We start from the raw sequence: 20,891 nt of genomic DNA on the forward strand, positions 1-20,891 counted from the left end.
ACAAGATGTGGCGATTTATCGGCTACCGCCTGTTGCAGGCAATCCCGGTGATACTGGCAGTGATCACCGTTACATTCTTCCTGGTGCGCATCGCCCCCGGTGGACCATTCGACAGCGAGAAGGCGGTCATGCCCGAGGTGAAAGCGGCGCTGGAGGCCCAGTACCGGCTGGACCAGCCGCTGTTCGCCCAGTACACGGCCTATCTCGGCGACCTGGCCCAGGGCGAGTTCGGGCCATCATTCAAGTACCCGGGTCGCAGCGTTAACGAACTGATCGGCGCCGGCCTGCCGGTCACCGCGGAACTCGGCCTGTACGCGCTGCTGGTGGCCATCGTCATCGGCGGCGTTGCCGGCGTGATTGCCTCCCTGCGACCGAACACTGCCCAGGACTATGTACCCATGACGGCGGCGATGATCGGTATTTGCATGCCCTCGTTCCTGCTCGGGCCGCTGCTGGTACTGGTGTTCGGCATTTACCTGGACTGGCTGCCGGTCTCCGGCTGGGGAGATATACCCGGCGACAAACTGCTGCCGTCGATTACCCTGGGCTCGGCCTATGCCGCCTACATCGCCCGCCTGTCCCGGGCCGGCATGCTGGAAGTCATGTCCCAGGACTACATTCGCACCGCCCGGGCCAAGGGCCTGCCGGAATGGCAGGTGGTCACCCGGCACGCCCTGCGCGGTGGCCTGATCCCGGTAGTGGCCTTTCTCGGCCCCGCCTTCGCCGGCCTGCTGGCGGGTTCCTTCGTGGTGGAAACCATTTTCCAGATCCCGGGCCTGGGCCGTTTTTACGTGCAGGCCGCGTTTAACCGCGACTACACCATGATCCTGGGAACCACCGTGTTCCTGTCCACACTGATCGTGCTGTTCAACCTGCTGTCGGACATCCTCGCCGCCTGGATGAACCCGCGCCTGCGCACACAGTTTGGGGAAAACTGATGACCACAGAAGTGATTACCGATATTACCGAAGCGGAACAGGGCTCCTCCCTGTGGCACGACGCCTGGCTGCGGCTGCGCAAGAACAGGCTCGCCCTGTTTGGCGGCATCACCCTGATCCTGTTCGTGATCATCGCCATCCTGACCCCCTGGATCGCCCCCTACTCCTACGAAACCCAGAACCTGGAGCTGGGCGCCACCCCGCCCTCGGCGGCCCACTGGCTGGGCACCGATATTTTCGGCCGCGACCTGCTGACCCAGATCATGTACGGCGGCCGCATCTCCCTGGCGGTGGGTTTCGTCGCCACCTCGGTGGCGCTGCTCATCGGCATCACCTGGGGCGCCATTGCCGGTTATGTCGGCGGTCGGGTAGACGCGGCCATGATGCGCTTTGTCGACATCCTCTACGCCCTGCCCTTCATGATTTTCATTGTCCTGTTGATGGTGGTGTTCGGCCGCAATATCCTGCTGCTGTTCCTGGCCATTGGCGCGGTAGAGTGGCTGACCATGGCGCGCATCATGCGCTCCCAGGTGCAGCAGCTGCGCCAGCAGGAGTTCGTCGAGGCGGCCATTTCCCTGGGCCTGCCTCCCAGCACCATTATCCGCCGCCACCTGATCCCCAATGCCCTGGGGCCGATTATCGTTTACACCACCCTGACCATTCCCTCGGTGATGCTGCTGGAGGCCTTCCTCAGCTTCCTCGGCCTGGGCATCCAGCCGCCGCAAACCTCCTGGGGCCTGTTGATATCCTACGGCGCAGAAACCATGGAAGAGTTCCCCTGGCTGCTGATTTTCCCCGGCCTGGCGCTGACCCTGACCCTGTTCTCGCTGAATTTCCTCGGTGACGGCCTGCGCGACGCACTGGACGTACGGAGGTCCAAAGACTGATGGCACTACTCGAAGTCAACAACCTGCAGGTCAGCTTCGTGACCCGCATGGGCACCAACAAGGCGGTGGACGGCATTTCCTTCTCGGTGGAAACCGGCAAGATCACCGCCATCATCGGCGAATCCGGCTCCGGCAAGTCGGTGGCCTGCTACTCCATGCTGGGGCTGGTGCCGCAGCCGCCGGGACGCATCGACGGCGGCGAGGCCCTGTTCGAGGGCCGCGACCTGCTGCAGATGAGCGAGGCCCAGCTGCGGGAAATTCGCGGCCGCGATGTCGCCATGATCTTCCAGGACCCCATGACCTGCCTCAACCCCTTCATGACCATCGGCAAGCAGCTGATGGAACCGCTGCTCTACCACAAGAATGTCAGCAAGGAGCAGGCAAAAAGCCGTGCCCTGGAATTGCTGGAAGAGGTCGGCATCCGTGACCCGGAAAGCACCTTTGACAACTTCCCCCACCAGTTCTCTGGCGGCATGCGCCAGCGGGTGATGATCGCCATGGCGCTGATCAACGAGCCCAAGCTGCTGATTGCCGACGAACCCACCACGGCCCTGGATGTGACCATCCAGGCGCAAATCCTCAAGCTGATCGCCGAGTTGCAGACCAGGCGGGACATCGGGGTGATTTTCATCTCCCACGACCTGGCGGTGGTGGCCGACATCGCCGACCAGATTATCGTCATGCAGCAGGGCAAGGTGGTGGAAGGCGGCGACAGCCAGCATATCTTCCACAATGCCGAGCACCCCTATACCCAGAAGCTGCTGGCCGCGATTCCCGCCGGCAGCAAAACGCCGATGGACGGCGAGGCGCAACCGCTGATAGAGGTACGCAATCTGTGCACCTGGTTCTCGCAGGGCAAGCACAAGGAGCCGGTAAAGGCCGTCAACGATGTCAGTTTCGACATCAACCGCGGCGAAGTGCTGGGACTGGTGGGCGAATCCGGTTCGGGCAAGTCGACCATCGGCCGTTCCATTCTGCGGCTGGTGCCGGTGACCTCGGGTGCCGTCACCTTCGACGGCACCGACGTCACCCGACTGGAGAGCGGCGACCTGAAGAACTTCCGCAGCCGCATGCAGATGATTTTCCAGGACCCCTTCGCCTCGCTCAACCCGCGCATGACCGTGTTCGACACCCTGGCTGAACCGCTGCTGCTGCACGGCATCGAGAATCGCAAGAGCGTGGCCAGCGGTGTGCTCAAGCTGATGGACGATGTCGGCCTGGCGCGCAACTTTGTGCGCAAGTATCCCCACGAGTTTTCCGGCGGCCAGCGCCAGCGTATCGCCATAGGCCGGGCCCTGGCCACCAATCCGGAATTCGTGGTCGCCGATGAACCGGTCTCCGCGCTGGACGTCACCATCCAGGCGCAGATACTGGACCTGATGCAGGAGCTGGGCCGGGAGTATGGCCTGACCATGCTGTTCGTCTCTCACGACCTGGCGGTGGTGCGCCACCTGGCGGATCGCATACTGGTACTGTACAAGGGCGAGGTGGTGGAGCAGGGCACCGGCGACGACCTGTTCGAGCGCCCGCAGCAGGACTACACCCGCCAGCTGCTGCAATCCATTCCCGGGCGGGCGCTGATCGACTGACAAGGAACCCGAATCATGGACCTGCAGGGCAAGCACATCGTTGTCACCGGCGCTACCGCCGGTATTGGCCGCAGCAGCGCGCTGGCGCTGGCACAGGCGGGGGCAGACCTCACCCTGCTAAGCCGCAACCCGGAAAAATCGCGGGCACTGGCCGCGGAGCTGGTCGCCGCCGGCGGCAGCGAGCCCACCCTCATTACCATGGATATGGCCCGGCTGGACAGCGTGCGGGAAGCCGCCGCAGCCACCCTGGCGCTGGACAAGCCCATCGACATACTCCTCAACAACGCCGGTGTGGTGAATACCGGGCGCCGGGAAACCGTCGATGGTTTCGAGGAAACCCTGGCGGTCAATCACTTCGCCCCCTTCCTGCTGACCGGCCTGTTGCTGCCCGCCCTGCAGCAGGCGCCAGCGGCGCGTATCATCAACGTCGCCTCCGATGCCCACACCTTCGTCAGGGGCATGGGCTTCGAGGACATGCAGGCACAACAGAGCTACAAGACCTTTCGCGAATACGGGCGCTCCAAGCTGGCCAACATCCTGTTTACCCGCAGCCTCGCCGAACGCCTGCAGGACCAGTCCATTACCGTCAACTGCCTGCATCCCGGCGCGGTCGCCACTTCACTGGGTTCGCAGAATGAGGGTATGCTGGCACGCATCCTGCCCAAACTGCTGAAACCCTTCTTCCGCAGCCCGGACCGGGGCGCCGAAACCTCCGTCTACCTGTGCCAGAGTGACGAGGTCGCCGCTGTCAGCGGTGCCTACTTCGCCAACTGCAAACAGGCCCGGCCCAAGCCCTGGGCCAGGGATGATGAGGCCGCCCGCAAACTGTGGCAGATCAGTGAACACTGCACGGGCTTCAGGTATCCCTGACTCAATGGCAAGCCGGCACCTGCGTGGACATTGATCACCAGGCAGTGGCGGCGATTCTGCGCGAAGCGGCAGCGCGCGAGATCCTGCCTCTGTGGCAGAACCTGCACCAACACCAGATCGAGGAAAAACAACCGGGCGACCTGGTCACTGTCGCTGACCGCGCCTGCGAGGCTGTTATCAGTCGCGAGTTGCTGGCGCTGCTGCCCGGTTCACTGGTGGTGGGCGAGGAGGCGGCGCACCAGGACCCCACGGCGATGCTGGCGCTGGACTCTGTGCGCCCGGTGTGGGTGATCGACCCGCTGGACGGCACCGGTAATTTTGCCGCTGGCGAAGGCCCGATAGCGGTCATGGTCTGCCTGGTGCGGGAACGCCAGACCCTCGCCGCCTGGATCCTGGACCCGGTGGAAGACACGCTGCTGGAGGCCGAGCGCGGCGCCGGCGCCCTGCTGGACGGAGCGCGGGTGACCATCGGCGATTTTCACGGCCCGACCGGGAACATCTGCGGCGCGCTGTCGACCCGATACCTGCCAACGGCGCTTCGCGGGGCGGCGTTGCGGGGCGAACAACAGCTGGGAGCAACAACGGCCAGCGGCTGCGCCGGCTACGATTACCGGGCACTCGCCCGGGGCGATTACCAGTTCGTGTTTTACTACCGGACCCTGGTCTGGGACCATGCCCCCGGCGTGCTGATCGCTGAGGAAGCCGGCGCCCATAGCGGGCGCTACAACGGTTCCGACTACCGGCCCGTGGCGGAGGGCACAGGCCTGATCGCCGCGGCGGATCGCGATACCTGGCGGACCGTGAGGGACCTGCTGGTGCCGGCAGCGCGCTGAATGCGGCGGCGACCGGAGCCGCCGAGGGCGGATTGCGACGGCTGAGCGGAAGCCATAAGCTGTCGCCAGGAATCTGGTCAGTACATCGGCGGGTGAGGGCTAAATGTTACTGGATGCGATTATCATCGGCGGCGGCCACAACGGCCTGGTTTGCGCCAGCTACCTGGCCCGGGCCGGGAAAAAGGTCCGCATCCTGGAGCGCGCCGCTGTCGTCGGCGGCGCCGCCATTACCGAGGAGTTCCATCCCGACTTTCGCAACTCCGTGGCCTCCTACACGGTCAGCCTGCTCAACCCGAAGGTCATCCGCGACCTGGATTTGCACCGTCACGGCCTGAAGATCGTGGAGCGCCGGGTCAACAACCTGTGGCCCAATGACAACGGCGATTTTCTCGCCTTCCCCGTGGGCAGTGAGGCACTCAAGGCCGAGATCGCCCGCTACTCCCCGGCCGACGCCGAGGCCCTGCAACGCTACAGCCGGGACACCGGCATGGTCGCCGACCTTATCCGTGATTACCTGCTGAAAACCCCGCCCAACGCCGGCGGCGGCATCCGCGACCTGGTCAAAATGGCCGGCTTCGGTAACCGCCTGCGCAAACTGCCGCTGGCAGACCAGCGCATCGTCATGGATATTTTCAGCAAGAGCGTGGCGGACTTCCTGGCCCTGTATTTCGATAACGAGTTCGTCATGGGCGCTTTCGCCTTCGACGGGCTGGTGGGCAACTATGCCGACACCCACACGCCGGGATCAGCCTATGTGTTAATGCATCACGCCTTCGGCGAGGTCAACGGCAAGCAGGGGCTCTGGGGTCATGCCATCGGCGGCATGGGCGCCATTACCCAGGCCATGGCGGCGGCCGCCAGGGAACGGGGCGTGCAAATCGAGGTCAACCGCGAGGTAGAGCAGGTGCTGGTGGAAAACCGGCGGGCGGTGGGGGTAAGGCTGGCGAACGGCGAGACCGTGCGTGCCAGAGTCGTGGTGTCCAACCTCAATCCCTCGCTGCTGTACGGCCGCCTGGTAGACCCCGCCGAGCTGTCCGCGGAGTTTTCCCGCCGCATTGGCCAGTACCGCAACGGCTCCGGCACCTTCCGCATGAACGTGGCACTCAATGCCCTGCCGCAGTTCACCTGCCTGCAGCAACAGGAGCGGGCCAGCGCTGATCACCTCACCGGCGGCATCGTCATCGGCCCCACCATGGCCTACCTGGACCGGGCCTATCGCGATGCCCGCGAGCACGGCTGGTCCTCCGCGCCACTGGTGGAAATGCTGATCCCCTCGCTGCTGGACGACAGCCTGGCGCCCCCGGGCCAGCATGTCGCCAGCCTGTTTTGCCAGCAGTTCGACCCCGACCTGGACTGGGACCAGCACCGGGATGCGGCGGCCGAGTGCATCCTCGACCAGGTGGAAAAGTATGCCCCGGGCTTCAGGCAGAGCGTGGTCGGCCGGCAGGTGCTCAGCCCCCTGGACCTGGAGCGCAAGTTTGGCCTCACCCGCGGCGACATCATGCACGGAGTGCTCTCTCTCGACCAGATGTTCAGCGCCCGGCCGATGCTGGGCCACGGCGACTACCGCGCTCCGATCAGCGGCCTGTACATGTGCGGGGCAGGCACCCATCCCGGCGGCGGTGTGACCGGGGCACCGGGCCACAACGCGGCCCGGGAGATACTGCGCGACATATGAACCCGCCGCGGGCTGCAGGCAAGGGACCGGATTCAGCCGTAAGCCCTGGCCTTGAGGCGCCGGGCCTCGAGATACAGGCCGGCGGCGTTACCGGCCACAATCAGTGCCGAGCCCGCCAGCAGGGACAGGGACACGGTTTCACCGTATATCAGCCAGGCCAGCAACATGATCAACGGCAGCCGCAGGTAGTCCAGGGGCATGACGACCGCCGCGTCAGCCAGCGACAGGGCGCGACTCAGGCAGTAATGCGCACCCAGCGCCGTGGTCGCGGCGGCCAGCAGCCAGATCCAGTTGACCGAATCCGGCAGATGCAGCGCAGTCACTATCGGCACCAGCGAGAAGCAGGCCTGCATCCCGGTCATGTAGAACAGGATCACCAGGAAAACCTGCGGGTTATCCGGCAATAGCTGGGTGAGGCGGCGGGTAGAGATCGCACTGAGGCCAAAACCCACGGCACCCGCCAGCAGAATCAGGCTGGCGGGATTGATGGCGGCAGAACCCGGCCGCAGGATGAACAACACCCCCACCAGGCCCAGCACCAGCGAGATCCAGCGCCCGCGACTCAGGGGCTCACCCATAAACAGGGCCGCCAGCAGCGCCGCCCACAGGGGCGTGGTGAATTCGATGGCGAAGACTTCCGCCAGAGGCAGTGCGGCAATCGCGATCAACCAGGCGCACTGGGCAAAAAAGTGGCTGCTGTTGCGCATGAAATGCCAGCCCAGTATCCGCCGTGGCATGCGCACCACGCCGAGCCCGCCGCTTCTGAGCAGCAGGGTAACGACAATCAGCCAGCCCAGCAGGCTGCGCCAGAACAGTATCTCCAGGGTGCCGAGGCTGGCTGTGAGCTCCCTGCTGGCAATCGCCAGCAGGCAGAAACAGGCCAGCGCCAGCATCATCCACAACACCGCCAACCCGGTGTTGTGGCCGGACTCAGGCCGGCTCAAGCCGGTCACCAGGCAACAACAGTACCGTCCTTGCGCATTTCAGTAGCGCCGGCGTAACTGCCTTTTTCCCGGTCGACCATAATCGCCTGGTAGCCGCCAAAGCGCACGCCGCGCGAATCAATCTCGACCTTGTGGCCCATGGCCCGCAGCCGCTCTACCGTGCCGGCGGGGACCCCCGGCTCCAGGTACAGGGTACCCAGCGGGTCGCCGTTGACGCCGGTGGGCTGGCGACCGCCGTCGTGGAGGAAGCGGGCGGCGTCGCCCGCTTCCTGCACATTCATGCCGTAGTCGAGCATATTGACCAGCACCTGCACGTGACCCTGGGGCTGCATGCCGCCGCCCATCAGCCCGAAGCTCATCAGCGGTTCACCGTCTTTCATCAGGAAGGCGGGAATGATGGTGTGGAAGGGCCGCTTGCCCGGCTGGTAAGCGTTGGGGTGCTCCGGGTCCAGGGAAAACAGCTCGCCGCGGTCCTGGAACATGAAGCCGGTGCCGTCCGCCACCATGCCGGAACCCATGCCGCGGTAATTTGACTGGATCAGCGACACCATCATGCCGCTCTCATCGGCCACCGTCAGGTAGGTGGTATCGCCCTCCCCCTCCAGCGCCGGCTCGCCGGGACCGAAGGTCGGCGAGGCCGCCGATGGATTGATCTCGGCGAAGCGCTGGCGGCCGTACCCATCGGACAACAGGCCGCTCAGGGGCAGGTCGGCGAAGGCCGGGTCGGCGTAGTAGCGCGCCACATCCTCGAAGGCCAGGCGCTTGGCTTCCACCATGTAATGAAACACCTCGGCGGAGGCCCGCGGCCATTGGCCGAGATCGACATTCTTGAGAATGGAGAGCATTTGCAGGGCGGCATAACCCTGGCCGTTGGGGGGCAGCTCGTAGAGGTCGTAGCCCCGGTAATTCACGCTGCCCGGCACGACCCACTCGCCCCGGTGCTCACTGAAGTCGCGGTAGGCCAGGCCACCCTCCATGGTTTCGAAGTAATCCGCCATGCGCCGGGCGAGACTGCCCTTGTAAAAGGCGTCACGGCCCTCCAGGGCGATGGTTTCCAGGGTGTCGGCCAGGTCCCTGTTGGTGAGCAGCTCTCCGGGGGCCGCCGCCCTGCCACCCGGGAACCAGGTGTTGCGGATATTGTCCAGGTGCGGGCTGTCGGCAAAGCGCTTGCTGAAAAACGCCCAGCTGCGATCGAAGTAGTAAGCGATCACCGGACTGACCGGAAAGCCCTCGCGGGCGTAGTCGATGGTGGGCGCCAGTATCTGGCTCATGGGCAGTTTGCCGAAGCGTTCGTGGAGCGCGAACCAGCCGTCCACGGTGCCCGGTACCGTCACCGGCAGGGGACCGTGGGAGGGAATGCCCCGGGCATCCGCGGGCAGCTCTCCCCGTTCTTTGAGCGCGTCGATCCGGGCCTGGAGCTGGGCCAGGCTCTGCCCCCCGGGTGAGCGGCCGGAGCCGTTGTAGCCATAGAGCTGCCGGGTTTGCGGATCCCAGACAATCACAAAGATGTCACCGCCAATACCGTTGCCCGTGGGCTCCATCAGGCCCAGGGCGGCGTTGGCGGCAATGGCCGCGTCCACCGCGCTGCCACCCTGCTTGAGGATGTCCAGCGCCACCTGGGAAGCCAGGGGCTGCGCCGTCGCCGCCATGCCCCTGCTGCCGTAGACCGGGCTGCGGGACCAGATCTCCCCGACCGGGCGCCCGCCGGCCCCGAGTTCAGCGGGCACGCGGGACACCTCCGGCTGCGAGGCACAGGCCTGTAGCAGGGACAGGGTAACAACGGCAAACAGGACTTTGCATGTAGATAATCTCATTGCTCTCACGAATGGCTATTGATTCAGGGACAAGCATATCCCAGATTGTAAGCGCCCGGGGCGCGACTTACACTGTGGACCCGCTTTGCCAGGATATCCACCAGTGCACGCCCTCGTTGCGGGTTTCTCCCCAGCCGGTCACTGGTCCTGGCAATCGACGGGCTGATCGCCGCCATACTGCAAGCCATTGCGCATCATTGCTGTGGCAAATGCTAGCTCGAGGGGGTGCTTCCCGTGTTGACCGGGAATCCAACAATTTCTGGCCCTAGCGACCATTGCGAGCGGCGCCGGGCCCGCAAACACTAGGGCCTGGTCACACTTGTTGAGTTGGCCCCGGACCAACATCGCGAACCGAACACGGAGATGAAATGAGCAGCGACGCACTGTACCAACCGACCCTGATGCCACACCTGCTGGTGGAGGGGCTTAACCGCTATGACGACCGGCCCTGCCTGTACCTCGGTGACAAGGTGGCCAGTTACTGCGAGGTGAGGGAACTGACCAGCCGCCTGCTGCAGGCCCTGGGCGCCAGGGGCATTGGCAAGGGCAGCAGAGTGGCGATCATTTCCGCCAACCGGCCGGAGGTACTGGCCAATACCGCTGCCATGCAGCTCGCGGGTTGCATCGGCACACCGCTGCACCCGCTGGGCTCGATCGACGATCATGCCTATGTGCTGGAGGCCGCGGAAATCGACACCCTGGTATTCGATGCACCGGTATTCGCCGAGGTGGCCACCGCACTCAGGCAACGGGTCCCGGGACTGAAGAACCTGCTGGGCTTTGGCCCCAATGAGGTGGGGGACGACTACCTGGCGCTGGCGCAGGGCTTCAGTCCCCAGCCGCTGGTAGCGCCGGACATAGACGCCGAGGACATTGCCTCGGTGAACTTTACCGGCGGCACCACCGGTAAACCCAAGGGCGTGATGAGCCCCCACCGGGTCAGCGCCTACATGACCCAGATCCAGCTGGCGGAATGGGAATTCCCCGACGAGCTGCGCATGCTCATGGCCACGCCGCTGTCCCACGCGGCGGCAGCATTTTTCATTCCCGTGTTACAGCGCGGCGGCGCCTTTTACATCATGCAGGGATTCAATCCGGACGGTTTCTTCGACATGGTGCGCGACCACAGGATCACCTGCACCATGCTGGTGCCGGTGATGCTGTATTTCCTGCTGGACTCACCCCGCGCCACGGACGGCAGCATGGACAGCATGGAAACCATTTTTTACGGCGCCTCGCCCATGAGTCCCGCCCGCCTGCGCGAGGGCATTGAAAAGTGGGGCCAGATTTTCTACCAGTTTTTCGGCCAGTCCGAGTGCCCGATGGTCATCGCCAATATGCGCAAGGCCGACCACGACCTGGCGAAGCCCGCGCGGCTGGCCTCCTGCGGACGCCCCACGCCGTGGATCCACATGGCGCTGCTGGACGAGCACTGCCAGCCGGTGGCGGCTGGAGAAGCCGGCGAAGTCTGCGTGCGCGGGCCGCTGGTCATGAAGGGCTACAAGGACATGCCGGAGCAGACTGCCGAGGCCTTCGCGGGCGGCTGGCTGCACACCGGCGATGTCGGCAGGCTGGACGAGGACGGCTTCCTCTACATCGTCGACCGCACCAAGGACATGATCGTCACCGGCGGCTTTAACGTGTTCCCGCGCGAGGTCGAGGATGTCCTGGCCGGTCACGATGACGTCGCCCAGGTGGTAGTGGTCGGCGTACCGGATGAGCAGTGGGGAGAGGCGGTCAAGGCCGTCATCGTACCCAGGCCCGGGATTGCGGCCGGCGACGGCCTCGCCGCTGAACTGCAGGCTCTGGTGAAAGACAGGAAAGGTTCGGTGCAGTCGCCCAAGTCGGTAGACTTCGTCGACGCCATACCGCTGACCCCGGTGGGCAAGCCCGACAAGAAAGCGGTAAAAGCCTGGTACTGGGAGGGCAGCGAGCGCGGCGTGGGCTGATGCCGGGCCGCGCCGGCGGCACCCGCTACCGGTAGCGGTGCCGAATTGCAAGTCTGGACAGCCGGCGCCCGGCAGCCGAACATAGCCCTCCCCCTGCAATTCCGGACTGACCATGACCCCCGACACCAGCGAAACCTACCGCGGACTCTACTACCCCTTTGGCCGCAAGCCCGATATCCAGCCGGGACAACCGGTCAAGGTAGCCGAGGGGGTTTACTGGGTCCGCTTTGTCATGCCCATCGCCCTGGATCATATCAACCTGTGGCTGCTGGAGGATGGCGACGGCTGGACCGTGGTCGATACCTGTCTCAACATCGACAGTGCCCGCGACACCTGGGAACAGCTGTTCAGCGGTTTTATGCAAGGCAAGCCCATCAAGCGGGTGATCTGCACCCACCTGCACCCGGACCACGTGGGCCTGGCCGGCTGGCTCTGCGAGCGCTTTGACGCCGACCTGTGGATGTCGCGGGAGGAGTTCCTGATGTGCCGCACCATGGCGGCAGACACCGGCAAACAGGCACCGCCGGTGGCGCTGCGCTTTTACCGGGCGGCCGGCTGGGACGAGGAACGGCTGGCGCAATACAAACAGAAGTTCGGCGCCTTCGGCCGCGCCATCTACCCCCTGCCGGAGAGTTTCCGGCGGCTGATCAACCGGGAAACCATTACGATTGGCGATCACTACTGGCAGGCCATCGTCGGTCGCGGGCACTCCCCGGAACACATTGCACTGTACTGCCCGGGCCTGAAGCTGTTGATTTCGGGCGACCAGATACTGCCGCGGATTTCGCCCAATGTCAGCGTCTTTCCCACCGAGCCCATGGGCGACCCGCTCAAGGAGTGGCTGCGCTCCCAGGCGGTGATTCGCGACATCCTGCCCGACGACCTGCTGGTACTACCCGCGCACGAGGCCCCCTTCCACGGGCTCTACGTGCGCCTGAGCCAGCTGATAGAGGGGCACAAGCGGGACCTGGTCACCCTGTTCAATTACCTGGACCAGCCGCGGCGGGCGGTGGACTGCTTCCCGGCCCTGTTCTCGCGGAAAATGGAGGGCAGCGACGTCCACCTCGCTACCGGGGAGACCCTCGCCCACCTCAACTGCCTGCTGGGACGCCACCGCATCACCCGCACCCGCGATGAAAACGGGGTGGACTGGTACCAGCAGATACCGGAAACCGCCGACTTCGACGAGTAGCTCAGGCGGCGGGGCGCAGGGGCTCCACCTCGGCGGGGGACTGGCGCACAAAGTCATCCGGCACCGGTTGTTCGTGCTCCTGTACCCACTGCTGCCAGGAATAAGGCCACATGGCCGGGTCGCCGTCGGCATCCAGGTACCAGCTCTGGCAGCCCCGCACCCAGACTGTCTTGCCCATACCGGCCTTGAGATAGTCGTTGTAACGCTGCCTGGCCTGTTCCGTCGCTTCCACGGTTTGCAACTCGCCGCGCCGCCACAGATCGATCAGTTTCAAGGCGTAGTCGGCCTGCACCTCGCTCATGGCGATTACCGAATAGTTGCCGATCGGCGTGTTGGGCCCCAGCATCAGGAAAAAGTTGGGGAAGCCGGGGATGCACAGCGAGCGGTATGCCTGCACCTTGTGTTTCCAGGCCTCTTCAATGCTGAGGCCGTCACGGCCGCGCAGGTCCATTGGCCGCATGAAATCGAACGGCCGGAAGCCGGTTGCCAGGATCAACACATCCAGCTTATGGGTGTTGCCATCCGCGGTTACCACGCCCTGTTCACTGATGCTGTCAATTGCGGTTGTCTCCAGCTGCACGTTGTCGCGCTGGATGGCGCTATAAAAACGGCTGCTGATAATCAGCCGTTTGCAGCCCACCGGGTAGTCCGGGGTCAGTTTGGCGCGAAACTCGGGGTCGCTGACGCTTTTGCGCAGGTTGCGCTTTGCCAGCCAGCTGACCAGGGCGTGGGACAGTTTGTTGCCGGTCACCGCCTTGCTGAAGGTGTTGCGCAGGGCGAAGGCATAACGGCGGCGCAGGGTCGCCAGCCGCGAGGGCTTGCGGCTCAGGCGGGTCTTGTCCGCTTCGCTGTATTCCTTGTCGGGTACCGACAGCACCCACTGGGCGGTGCGCTGGAACACGGTCAAATCACAATCCAGCGAGGCAATCTCGGAAATCACCTGGCAGGCGGTGGAACCGGTGCCGATAATACCCACCCGCTTGCCGCGCAGGTCCACATCGTGATTCCAGCGCGCGGTGTGCCACATGTCACCGCCAAAGCTGTCCAGTCCGGGAATATCGGGATAGGCGGGGTGATGGAGAATGCCGGTGGCAGACACCACGAAATCCACCACCAGGGAGGCGCCCTTGCTGGTTTTCAGCTGCCACTTGCCGTCGCGGTAGTGACACTGCTCAACCGCCTCGTTGAAACGTATTTTGTCACTGAGCCCCTGCTCGTCCGCGACCTGCTCGAAGTAGCCCTGGATCTCGTCGCCATGGGCAAAGCGGTGGCTCCACCGGGGATTGGCGCGGAAACTGTAGGTATACATGTGGGCCGGCACATCGCAGGCCACCCCCGGGTAGGTATTTTCCCGCCAGGTACCGCCCACCTTGTCGGCCTTCTCCAGCACCTGGATGTCGGTGATGCCCGCCTCGCGCAGCCTGATCGCCATCAGAATGCCGGTCATGCCCGCACCGATAATGGCTACCGAGGGCTCTGGTCTTTGGTCAACGCTCATTGCTGGGGATTCCTGTTTTATCATCGTCATGGCGAATAAGACTTTAGCGTCTGCCGCAGCTTGATCAAATAGTGATCACGGCCAAAAACTTATGAATTCCGGACAAGACCTGATAGCCTGGCACCTTATCGCGACAGGGCCATCGCTGCCCGGGGAGGACACAGCGCAATATGGCGGCCAAACTGGATACCACCCATCACATCAGGGCAATTCCTCCAGCCCTGGATGCCATGCAAGCCATGGGCTTTGCCCCCGACGACTGTCTCCGGGGCACCGATCTCAGGCGTGCCGACCTCAGCCGCCCCGCCTCTGACGTCGGTTTCACCCTGGAACAGGAATTCCGCTTCCACCGCAACCTGGTGCAGCTCAGCGACAATCCCATGCTCGGCCTGCTGCTGGGCAAGTCCTACCGGATGGAAAGCTACGGCATGCTGGGCTACGCCTTTCTGAGCGCCCCCACCCTGCGCCAGGCAATGATGGTGCTGCGCAGCTACGGTCCCCTCACCTACTCCCTGTTCCAGGTGAACTTCCTGACCGATGGGTGCCGGGGCATTCTGCGCCTATCGCCGGATATTCCGGTGCCCGACGACCTGTTCAATTTTTACGTGGACCGCGACCTCACCGCAGCCGTCGATGGCGGACGGGGCGCCCTGCGTAAACCGCTGGAGCCGCGCCACGTGCAGGTGATGCACGCCGGGCAGGGGCAACGCCGGATTTACACGCGCCACTTCCGCTGTCCTGTCTCTTTCTCGGCGGAATGCTCGGAACTGCACCTGGATGCCTCGCAGCTGGATGTCCCCATGCCCCTGGGCGACACGGAAACCAGCGCCACCTGCCAGCAGCAGTGCCGCCTGCTGCTGGCGCGGATGCGCGCCGGCAGCACCTTCGTCGACAAGGTGCGCGGGCTGATTATGGCCAGGCCCGGCCACTTTCCCGACATCGATGCCGTGGCCGGGCGCCTGCACATGACCAGCCGCACCCTGCGCCGGCGGCTGTCGGCGGAAGACAGCAGTTTCCAGGAAATTCTGGCGGAGGTCCGCTACCAGCTGGCCCGGGAGTACCTGGCCACCTCGACCCTGCCACTGGAGGAGATTTCTACCATGCTGGGTTACAGCGCGCCGGGCAATTTCAGTAACGCTTTCAAGCGCTGGCACGGATGCTCGCCCCGCGAATTCCGCCAGGTGTCCCGGTGATGTGGCTGACCCGCCTGCAGACGCCGCAATAAAAAGTCCCTAAATTCGCCAAGACGAGGGCAGGGAAATTCTGTTACCATTCGCTCCTCTCCAGCAGCCACAGAATGCTGCGGACCGAATCACCGCCAAAAAAAACTGTTTGCGCCCGCAAACATTTTACGACACACAAAAATGTTTTTACTCTGTCTTGAGGAAGCTTTTGTATGAGTCAGAAGGTCGATTTGGTCATTTTTGGTGGCACCGGGGATTTATCCACCCGCAAACTGCTGCCCGCCCTCTACCAGCTCCAGCGCCACAACCTGGCAGACCGCCTCAACCGGATCATCGCTACCGGACGCGGCGAGATGGAAACCGGGGCGTTCCGCCTTGAAGCCCAGGCCAACCTGGAAAAATACCTGCCCCGGGAGAACTGGGATGAGTCCGTGTGGGAGGCATTTCGCGACCGGCTCGAGTACGTCAAGATAGATGCCGACAATGCGGACGACTACCGCCAGCTGGCCCGCTTGCTGGGTACCGCTGACACTGCGGGACGACTCTACTACCTGGCCACGCTGCCCTCCCTCTACGGCGAGATCTGCCAGCAGCTGCAGGACGCCGGCGTTGTCAATGACGCCAGTCGGGTGGTACTGGAAAAGCCCCTGGGGCACGACCTTGAGTCCTGTCGCAGCATCAACCAGCAGGTCGCCCGGGTGTTCGACGAGGAGGCCACCTTCCGCATAGACCACTACCTGGGCAAGGAGACCGTGCAAAACCTGCTGGCCCTGCGTTTCGGCAACCAGCTGTTCCACCCCATGTGGAACAACACCTTTATCAGCAGCGTACAGATTACCGTGGCCGAGGAGATCGGGGTGGCCGGCCGGGGCAGCTACTACGCCGACACCGGTGCCCTGCGCGACATGGTGCAGAATCACCTGCTGCAGGTACTGTCGCTGGTGGCCATGGAACCGCCGGCCACCCTCAAGGCCACCGACATCCGCGATGAGAAAATGAAGGTCTTGCGCTGTCTGGAACCGATTACCGAGAGCAACGTCAAGGAGCGCACCGTGCGCGGGCGCTATACCGCCGGTGCGGTCGGTGGCAGGGCGGTCAAGGGCTTTCTTGAGGAAGACGCCTTCCACGACGCCGAAAATACCGAAACCTTCGTCGCCCTGAAGGCGAGCATCAACAACTGGCGCTGGGCCGGCGTGCCCTTTTACCTGCGCACCGGCAAGCGCCTGTCGCGGCGCTATTCGGAGATTGTTATCGAGTACCGGCAGCAGCCCTTCTCCCTGTTCGCCAACGATCCCCAGGAGCTCACCAACAAGCTGGTGATTCACCTGCAGCCCGAGGAAAGCATCAGCCTGCACACGGTGAACAAGAAACCGGGGCTCACCAGCAAACTGCGCCTGCAGCCGGTAGAGCTGCACCTGACAGACGAGTCGCAGAACAAGCGGGACAAGTACGATGCCTACGAACGCCTTTTGCTGGACGCCATCCACGGTGACCAGACCCTGTTCATGCGCCGCGACGAGGTGGAAACCGCCTGGCACTGGATCGACTCCATCATCGCGGCCTGGGATGATAACGGTAGCGCCATCAAGCCCTACAACGCGGGCACCATGGGCCCCAACGCGGCAACGGCACTGATCGCCGTGGACGGGCGCAGCTGGCATGAGTGAACTACACCACTTCAGCGAGCGATCGGCACTGGATTCGGCGCTGGCGGCGCATATCGCCGGACGGCTGGCGGCGGATATTCGGCGTCGCGGCAGCGCCAGCCTGGCGGTATCCGGCGGCAGCACGCCGGCGGGGATGTTCGCCGCCCTGTCACGCCAGCAGCTGGCCTGGGAGCAGGTATGGATCACCCTGGTGGACGAACGCTGGGTGGACCCCGACAGCCCCGACTCCAATGAAAAGCTGGTCCGCGAACAGCTGCTGCAGAACGCCGCGGCGGCGGCCAACTTTATCGGCCTCAAGGGTTCCGCCACGGAGGCAGCCGCCGGACTGGCGGAGGTGAGCGCGCGCCTGGACCCGCTACCGCTGCCACTGACCTGCGCGGTGCTGGGTATGGGCGGTGACGGCCACACCGCGTCCTGGTTTCCCCGGGCCAGTAACCTGGCCGAGCTGCTGGACCCGCAGGGCGAAGCCCTGCTGGCCTGCAGTGACCCGGTCACCGCGCCGCACCAGCGCATCACCTTTACCCTCCCGGCCATTCTCGCCGCCGGCGAGATTATCATCCATATCACCGGCGAGGAAAAACGCGCGGTACTGGCCGAGGCCAGCGACAAGGGCTATCCCATTGCCGCAATAAGCGAACAGCAGGACAATCCTGCAAGTATCTGGTGGGCACCCTGATGACCGATCCAAGACTGACAGCCATTACCCGACGCATAAGCGCGCGCAGCGCCGACAGCCGCGCCGCTTACCTGGAAAAAATCGATCGCATGCGCGGCCAGGGCCCCCTGCGCGGCGCGCTCTCCTGCTCCAACCTGGCCCACGGTTTTGCCGCCTGCAGTGAGCAGGACAAGCAGGCCCTGAAGCTCACCGAGTCGGCCAACATCGGTATCGTCAACGCCTACAACGACATGCTGTCGGCGCACCAGCCGCTGGAGAGTTTTCCGGCCCTGATCAAGCAGGCCGCCCACGAGGTGGGCTGCACCGCCCAGGTCGCCGGCGGCGTTCCCGCCATGTGCGACGGGGTCACCCAGGGCACGGCGGGGATGGAGCTGAGCCTGTTCAGCCGCGATGTGATAGCCGCGGCCACGGCGATTTCCCTGTCCCACAATATGTTTGACGGCGCCCTCTGTCTGGGGGTGTGCGACAAGATTGTGCCCGGCCTGTTGATTGGCGCCCTGTCCTTCGGCCACCTGCCGGTAGTCTTCGCCCCTGCCGGGCCGATGACCTCGGGCCTGTCCAACAAGGAGAAAGCCGCGGTGCGCCAGCAGTACGCCGAGGGCAAGGTGGGCAGGGAGGTGCTACTGGAAGCGGAGTCCGCCGCCTACCACGGCAAGGGCACCTGTACCTTTTACGGCACCGCCAACAGCAACCAGATGCTGATGGAGGTGATGGGCATACACATTCCCGGCGCCGCTTTCGAACCGCCCGGGACGCCGCTGCGAGAGGAACTGACCCGCGCCGCCGCCCAGCGGCTGTGCAAAATCACCGCTCTGGGTAATGAATACACCCCGCTGGCGGACATCGTCGATGAAAAGTGCATCGTCAATGCGCTGGTCGGTCTGCTGGCTACCGGCGGCTCCACCAACCACAGCATTCACTGGATCGCTATCGCCAGGGCGGCGGGCATACTCATCGACTGGCAGGACTTCAGCGACCTGTCCGCCATCATCCCGCTGGTGGCCAGGGTATATCCCAACGGCAGCGCCGACGTGAATCATTTCCACGCCGCCGGCGGCACCGGCTACGTCATCCGCACCCTGCTGGATAAGGGCCTGTTACACGAGGACGTGAACACCAACTGGGGGCCAGGGCTATCGCGCTACAGCCAGGAACCGCAACTCGAGGGCGGCAGGCTGCACTACATCCCGGGCGTGACCGAGAGCGCGGATACCGAGGTGCTGCGGCCCGCCGACCAGCCCTTCTCCCCGGAGGGGGGCCTCAGGCTGCTGCAGGGCAACCTCGGCCGCAGCGTGATCAAGGTGTCGGCGGTGGCGCCGGAGCACCGGGTGGTAGAGGCGCCGGCCCGGGTATTCGCGGACCAGACCGGGCTGGCGGCGGCTTTCGAGGCCGGCGAACTGGAGCAGGATGTCATCGCCGTGGTGCGCTTCCAGGGTCCCGCAGCCAACGGCATGCCCGAGCTGCATAAAATGACCCCTTACCTGGGCATTCTCCAGGACCGGGGCTTCAAGGTCGCGCTGGTAACCGATGGGCGCATGTCCGGCGCCTCCGGCAAGGTGCCGGCGGCCATTCACCTCACCCCGGAAGCACTGGGTGGCGGCCCCATCAGCCGGGTGCGCGATGGCGACATGTTGCGCCTGGACGCGGATAAAGGTGAACTCAGCGTTGTCGTGCCGGAAGCCGAGTGGCAGGCCCGGGAAACCGTCACCCGGACCTCAATGGAAAGTGAAAGTGGTGTGGGACGTGAGCTGTTCGCCCATATGCGTCGCGCGGTGGCCGATGCGGAGTCAGGCGCCAGCGTTTTTTGATCACCGGCCCGGGTTTTCCGGCGCAATGCCCCGGCATCGGGACAGCGACCAATGAAGCGCCCCAGACCTGGCGAGCAATAGTCCTCGCCTGATGGCACGGGATACCCGGGCAGGGGCGCCCGACGCGCAGCGGCTATTGCGCGATCACCGCTATTCGCTAATCTTGCCGAGTATGTCCATGACACTGGCTTCATCCAGCAAGCGCGGCACCGGGTAGGCAATACTCTCGGCGATGGCCGCGTCGGTCAGGGCGGTGTGGTCCTCGCGGCGGATCAGGTCTGAGCGATCGGGAATACCCACCTGGGTGCGCAACTCGCGCACCGCGGCAATAAACTTGTGCGCCAGCTGCCCCTCCGCTTCCCCGGATTCACCGGCCCCGATCAGCAGTGCCAGTTCGGCCAGCCGCGGCTGCGCTTCCTCCCGGCAGTATTCCAGCACATGGGGCAGTATCAGCGCGTTGGCCAGACCGTGGGGAATACCGTACTTGCCGCCGATCTGGTGGGCTATCGCATGCACATTGCCGACGTTGACCTGGTTGATCGCCATGCCCCCATAGTAGGCCGCCATGGCCATGCCTTCCCGGGCCTGGGCGTTGTCGCCGTTCTGGTAGGCATTGACCAGGTGCTCGAACACCAGCTTGACCGAAATCCGGCCATAATCCAGGCGCGCGCCCCGCTCCCACACCCCGATATAGGCCTCGATCGCGTGGGTCAGCGCGTCCATGCCGGTGGCGGCGGTAATGTGCGGCGGCAGCCCCGCCATTAGTGCGGCGTCCAGCGCCACCGCCCGGGGCATCATTCCCGGGCCCGACAGCACGACCTTCTCCCCGGTTTGTGCGTCCTTGATCACCGCCCCGGAGGTTGCCTCCGAGCCGGTACCGGCGGTGGTCGGAATGGCGTAAATCGGTAACAGCTCATGCTTGACCTTGCCCATGCCGACCCAGTCCCGCGGGGACTGGTCGGAAGTGGCACAGGCGGAAATCACCTTGGCGCAGTCCATTACCGAGCCGCCACCGATGGCCAGCAGGGTGTCGCAATTCTCCTGCTTCAGCACCGCCAGCCCGGCATCGACCTGCTCGTAGGTCGGGTCTGGCAGCACCCCGTCAAACCAGGCGCAGTCCACCCCCGCCTCCAGCAGGCCCGCGGCGGCGGTCTCGGCAATGCCCAGATCGCGCAGGGGCTTGTCGGTAACAATCAGCACCTTGCGCGGCGTGAGATGGGCAATGTGCTGGCCCAGTTGCCGGCTGCTGCCAGGACCCACAAAGGCCGTATGACTCGAGCCCGGCAGGATCCCGGTAATGACTCGGAGCATGATGAGGTAAAAGCGGTGACGGAGCTTGCGGATAAATGCAGACATCAATGGTT

Annotated in this window: 16 protein-coding genes; 12 read left to right on the forward strand and 4 right to left on the reverse strand. The window is 64.5% G+C overall.

Annotated features, from left to right (window positions below; translation table 11 throughout):
* The first annotated feature begins 5 nt into the window (after nucleotides 1-5).
* The 6 genes from DWB85_RS02180 (at nucleotide 6) to DWB85_RS02205 (ending at nucleotide 6,795) form a co-directional block, all read left to right on the forward strand.
* Nucleotides 6-938 carry an ABC transporter permease gene (locus tag DWB85_RS02180; protein ID WP_117952560.1) on the forward strand — a complete coding sequence of 311 codons (933 nt, stop codon included), beginning with the start codon at nucleotides 6-8 and terminating at the stop codon, nucleotides 936-938.
* Nucleotides 938-1,825 (forward strand): ABC transporter permease, encoded by an 888-nt coding sequence (locus DWB85_RS02185; protein ID WP_117952561.1) that lies wholly within the window; start codon nucleotides 938-940, stop codon nucleotides 1,823-1,825. The genes DWB85_RS02180 and DWB85_RS02185 overlap by 1 nt, the downstream gene beginning before the upstream one ends.
* Nucleotides 1,825-3,414 carry an ABC transporter ATP-binding protein gene (locus tag DWB85_RS02190; protein WP_117952562.1) on the forward strand — a complete coding sequence of 530 codons (1,590 nt, stop codon included), beginning with the start codon at nucleotides 1,825-1,827 and terminating at the stop codon, nucleotides 3,412-3,414. The genes DWB85_RS02185 and DWB85_RS02190 overlap by 1 nt, the downstream gene beginning before the upstream one ends.
* 15 nt (nucleotides 3,415-3,429) lie before the next feature.
* A complete protein-coding gene (locus tag DWB85_RS02195) occupies nucleotides 3,430-4,284 on the forward strand; it encodes an SDR family oxidoreductase (RefSeq protein WP_117952563.1) in 855 nt (284 codons plus the stop codon).
* A 23-nt stretch (nucleotides 4,285-4,307) separates the two neighbouring features.
* A complete protein-coding gene (locus DWB85_RS02200; protein ID WP_162845977.1) occupies nucleotides 4,308-5,117 on the forward strand; it encodes an inositol monophosphatase family protein in 810 nt (269 codons plus the stop codon).
* Between the two features lie 103 nt (nucleotides 5,118-5,220).
* A complete protein-coding gene (locus DWB85_RS02205; RefSeq protein ID WP_117952565.1) occupies nucleotides 5,221-6,795 on the forward strand; it encodes a phytoene desaturase family protein in 1,575 nt (524 codons plus the stop codon).
* 32 nt (nucleotides 6,796-6,827) lie between these two features.
* Here the strand turns inward: DWB85_RS02205 and DWB85_RS02210 are convergent, their stop codons facing one another.
* Complete coding sequence (locus DWB85_RS02210) at nucleotides 6,828-7,739, reverse strand: DMT family transporter (protein ID WP_133300548.1); 912 nt, start codon at nucleotides 7,737-7,739, stop codon at nucleotides 6,828-6,830.
* Between the two features lie 5 nt (nucleotides 7,740-7,744).
* Nucleotides 7,745-9,553: a gamma-glutamyltransferase gene (gene ggt, locus DWB85_RS02215; protein ID WP_117952567.1), complete on the reverse strand. Its 1,809-nt coding sequence runs from the start codon at nucleotides 9,551-9,553 to the stop codon at nucleotides 7,745-7,747.
* A gap of 368 nt (nucleotides 9,554-9,921) precedes the next feature.
* On the opposite strand from ggt, the gene DWB85_RS02225 reads away from it, so the two are divergent.
* Together DWB85_RS02225 and DWB85_RS02230 are read left to right on the forward strand one after the other, a co-directional pair.
* Complete coding sequence (locus DWB85_RS02225; protein WP_117952569.1) at nucleotides 9,922-11,502, forward strand: AMP-binding protein; 1,581 nt, start codon at nucleotides 9,922-9,924, stop codon at nucleotides 11,500-11,502.
* Between the two features lie 112 nt (nucleotides 11,503-11,614).
* Nucleotides 11,615-12,694: an MBL fold metallo-hydrolase gene (locus DWB85_RS02230; RefSeq protein WP_117952570.1), complete on the forward strand. Its 1,080-nt coding sequence runs from the start codon at nucleotides 11,615-11,617 to the stop codon at nucleotides 12,692-12,694.
* A gap of 1 nt (nucleotide 12,695) precedes the next feature.
* On the opposite strand, the gene DWB85_RS02235 is transcribed toward DWB85_RS02230, so the two are convergent.
* Entirely contained in the window at nucleotides 12,696-14,192 is a 1,497-nt protein-coding gene (locus DWB85_RS02235) for a flavin-containing monooxygenase (protein WP_117952571.1), read from the reverse strand.
* A 170-nt stretch (nucleotides 14,193-14,362) separates the two neighbouring features.
* Here DWB85_RS02235 and DWB85_RS02240 point away from each other — a divergent pair, with 170 nt between their 5' ends.
* The 4 genes from DWB85_RS02240 (at nucleotide 14,363) to edd (ending at nucleotide 19,527) form a co-directional block, all read left to right on the forward strand.
* Nucleotides 14,363-15,385 carry an AraC family transcriptional regulator gene (locus DWB85_RS02240; protein WP_117952572.1) on the forward strand — a complete coding sequence of 341 codons (1,023 nt, stop codon included), beginning with the start codon at nucleotides 14,363-14,365 and terminating at the stop codon, nucleotides 15,383-15,385.
* A 203-nt stretch (nucleotides 15,386-15,588) separates the two neighbouring features.
* The gene (gene zwf / locus DWB85_RS02245) at nucleotides 15,589-17,043 is read left to right on the forward strand and encodes a glucose-6-phosphate dehydrogenase (protein WP_117952573.1); all 1,455 of its coding nucleotides are present in this window, start codon (nucleotides 15,589-15,591) and stop codon (nucleotides 17,041-17,043) included.
* Nucleotides 17,036-17,719 (forward strand): 6-phosphogluconolactonase, encoded by a 684-nt coding sequence (gene pgl, locus DWB85_RS02250; RefSeq protein ID WP_117952574.1) that lies wholly within the window; start codon nucleotides 17,036-17,038, stop codon nucleotides 17,717-17,719. The genes zwf and pgl overlap by 8 nt, the downstream gene beginning before the upstream one ends.
* Nucleotides 17,719-19,527 carry a phosphogluconate dehydratase gene (edd, locus tag DWB85_RS02255; protein WP_117952746.1) on the forward strand — a complete coding sequence of 603 codons (1,809 nt, stop codon included), beginning with the start codon at nucleotides 17,719-17,721 and terminating at the stop codon, nucleotides 19,525-19,527. The genes pgl and edd overlap by 1 nt, the downstream gene beginning before the upstream one ends.
* A 150-nt stretch (nucleotides 19,528-19,677) precedes the next feature.
* On the opposite strand, the gene DWB85_RS02260 is transcribed toward edd, so the two are convergent.
* Nucleotides 19,678-20,883, reverse strand: a complete 1,206-nt coding sequence (locus DWB85_RS02260) for an iron-containing alcohol dehydrogenase (protein WP_117952575.1) — start codon at nucleotides 20,881-20,883, stop codon at nucleotides 19,678-19,680.
* Between the last annotated feature and the right edge of the window lie 8 nt (nucleotides 20,884-20,891).

This window comes from Seongchinamella sediminis (assembly GCF_003457605.1).
Taxonomy (GTDB): Bacteria; Pseudomonadota; Gammaproteobacteria; order Pseudomonadales; family Halieaceae; genus Halioglobus; species Halioglobus sediminis.

Coding starts and splice junctions, on each gene's coding strand:
- DWB85_RS02180 (WP_117952560.1), top strand. CDS start 6: ATGTGGCGATTTATCGGCTACCGCCTGTTGCAGGCAATCCCGGTGATA.
- DWB85_RS02185 (WP_117952561.1), top strand. CDS start 938: ATGACCACAGAAGTGATTACCGATATTACCGAAGCGGAACAGGGCTCC.
- DWB85_RS02190 (WP_117952562.1), top strand. CDS start 1,825: ATGGCACTACTCGAAGTCAACAACCTGCAGGTCAGCTTCGTGACCCGC.
- DWB85_RS02195 (WP_117952563.1), top strand. CDS start 3,430: ATGGACCTGCAGGGCAAGCACATCGTTGTCACCGGCGCTACCGCCGGT.
- DWB85_RS02205 (WP_117952565.1), top strand. CDS start 5,221: ATGTTACTGGATGCGATTATCATCGGCGGCGGCCACAACGGCCTGGTT.
- ggt (WP_117952567.1), bottom strand. CDS start 9,553: ATGAGATTATCTACATGCAAAGTCCTGTTTGCCGTTGTTACCCTGTCC.
- DWB85_RS02225 (WP_117952569.1), top strand. CDS start 9,922: ATGAGCAGCGACGCACTGTACCAACCGACCCTGATGCCACACCTGCTG.
- DWB85_RS02230 (WP_117952570.1), top strand. CDS start 11,615: ATGACCCCCGACACCAGCGAAACCTACCGCGGACTCTACTACCCCTTT.
- DWB85_RS02235 (WP_117952571.1), bottom strand. CDS start 14,192: ATGAGCGTTGACCAAAGACCAGAGCCCTCGGTAGCCATTATCGGTGCG.
- DWB85_RS02240 (WP_117952572.1), top strand. CDS start 14,363: ATGGCGGCCAAACTGGATACCACCCATCACATCAGGGCAATTCCTCCA.
- zwf (WP_117952573.1), top strand. CDS start 15,589: ATGAGTCAGAAGGTCGATTTGGTCATTTTTGGTGGCACCGGGGATTTA.
- pgl (WP_117952574.1), top strand. CDS start 17,036: ATGAGTGAACTACACCACTTCAGCGAGCGATCGGCACTGGATTCGGCG.
- edd (WP_117952746.1), top strand. CDS start 17,719: ATGACCGATCCAAGACTGACAGCCATTACCCGACGCATAAGCGCGCGC.
- DWB85_RS02260 (WP_117952575.1), bottom strand. CDS start 20,883: ATGTCTGCATTTATCCGCAAGCTCCGTCACCGCTTTTACCTCATCATG.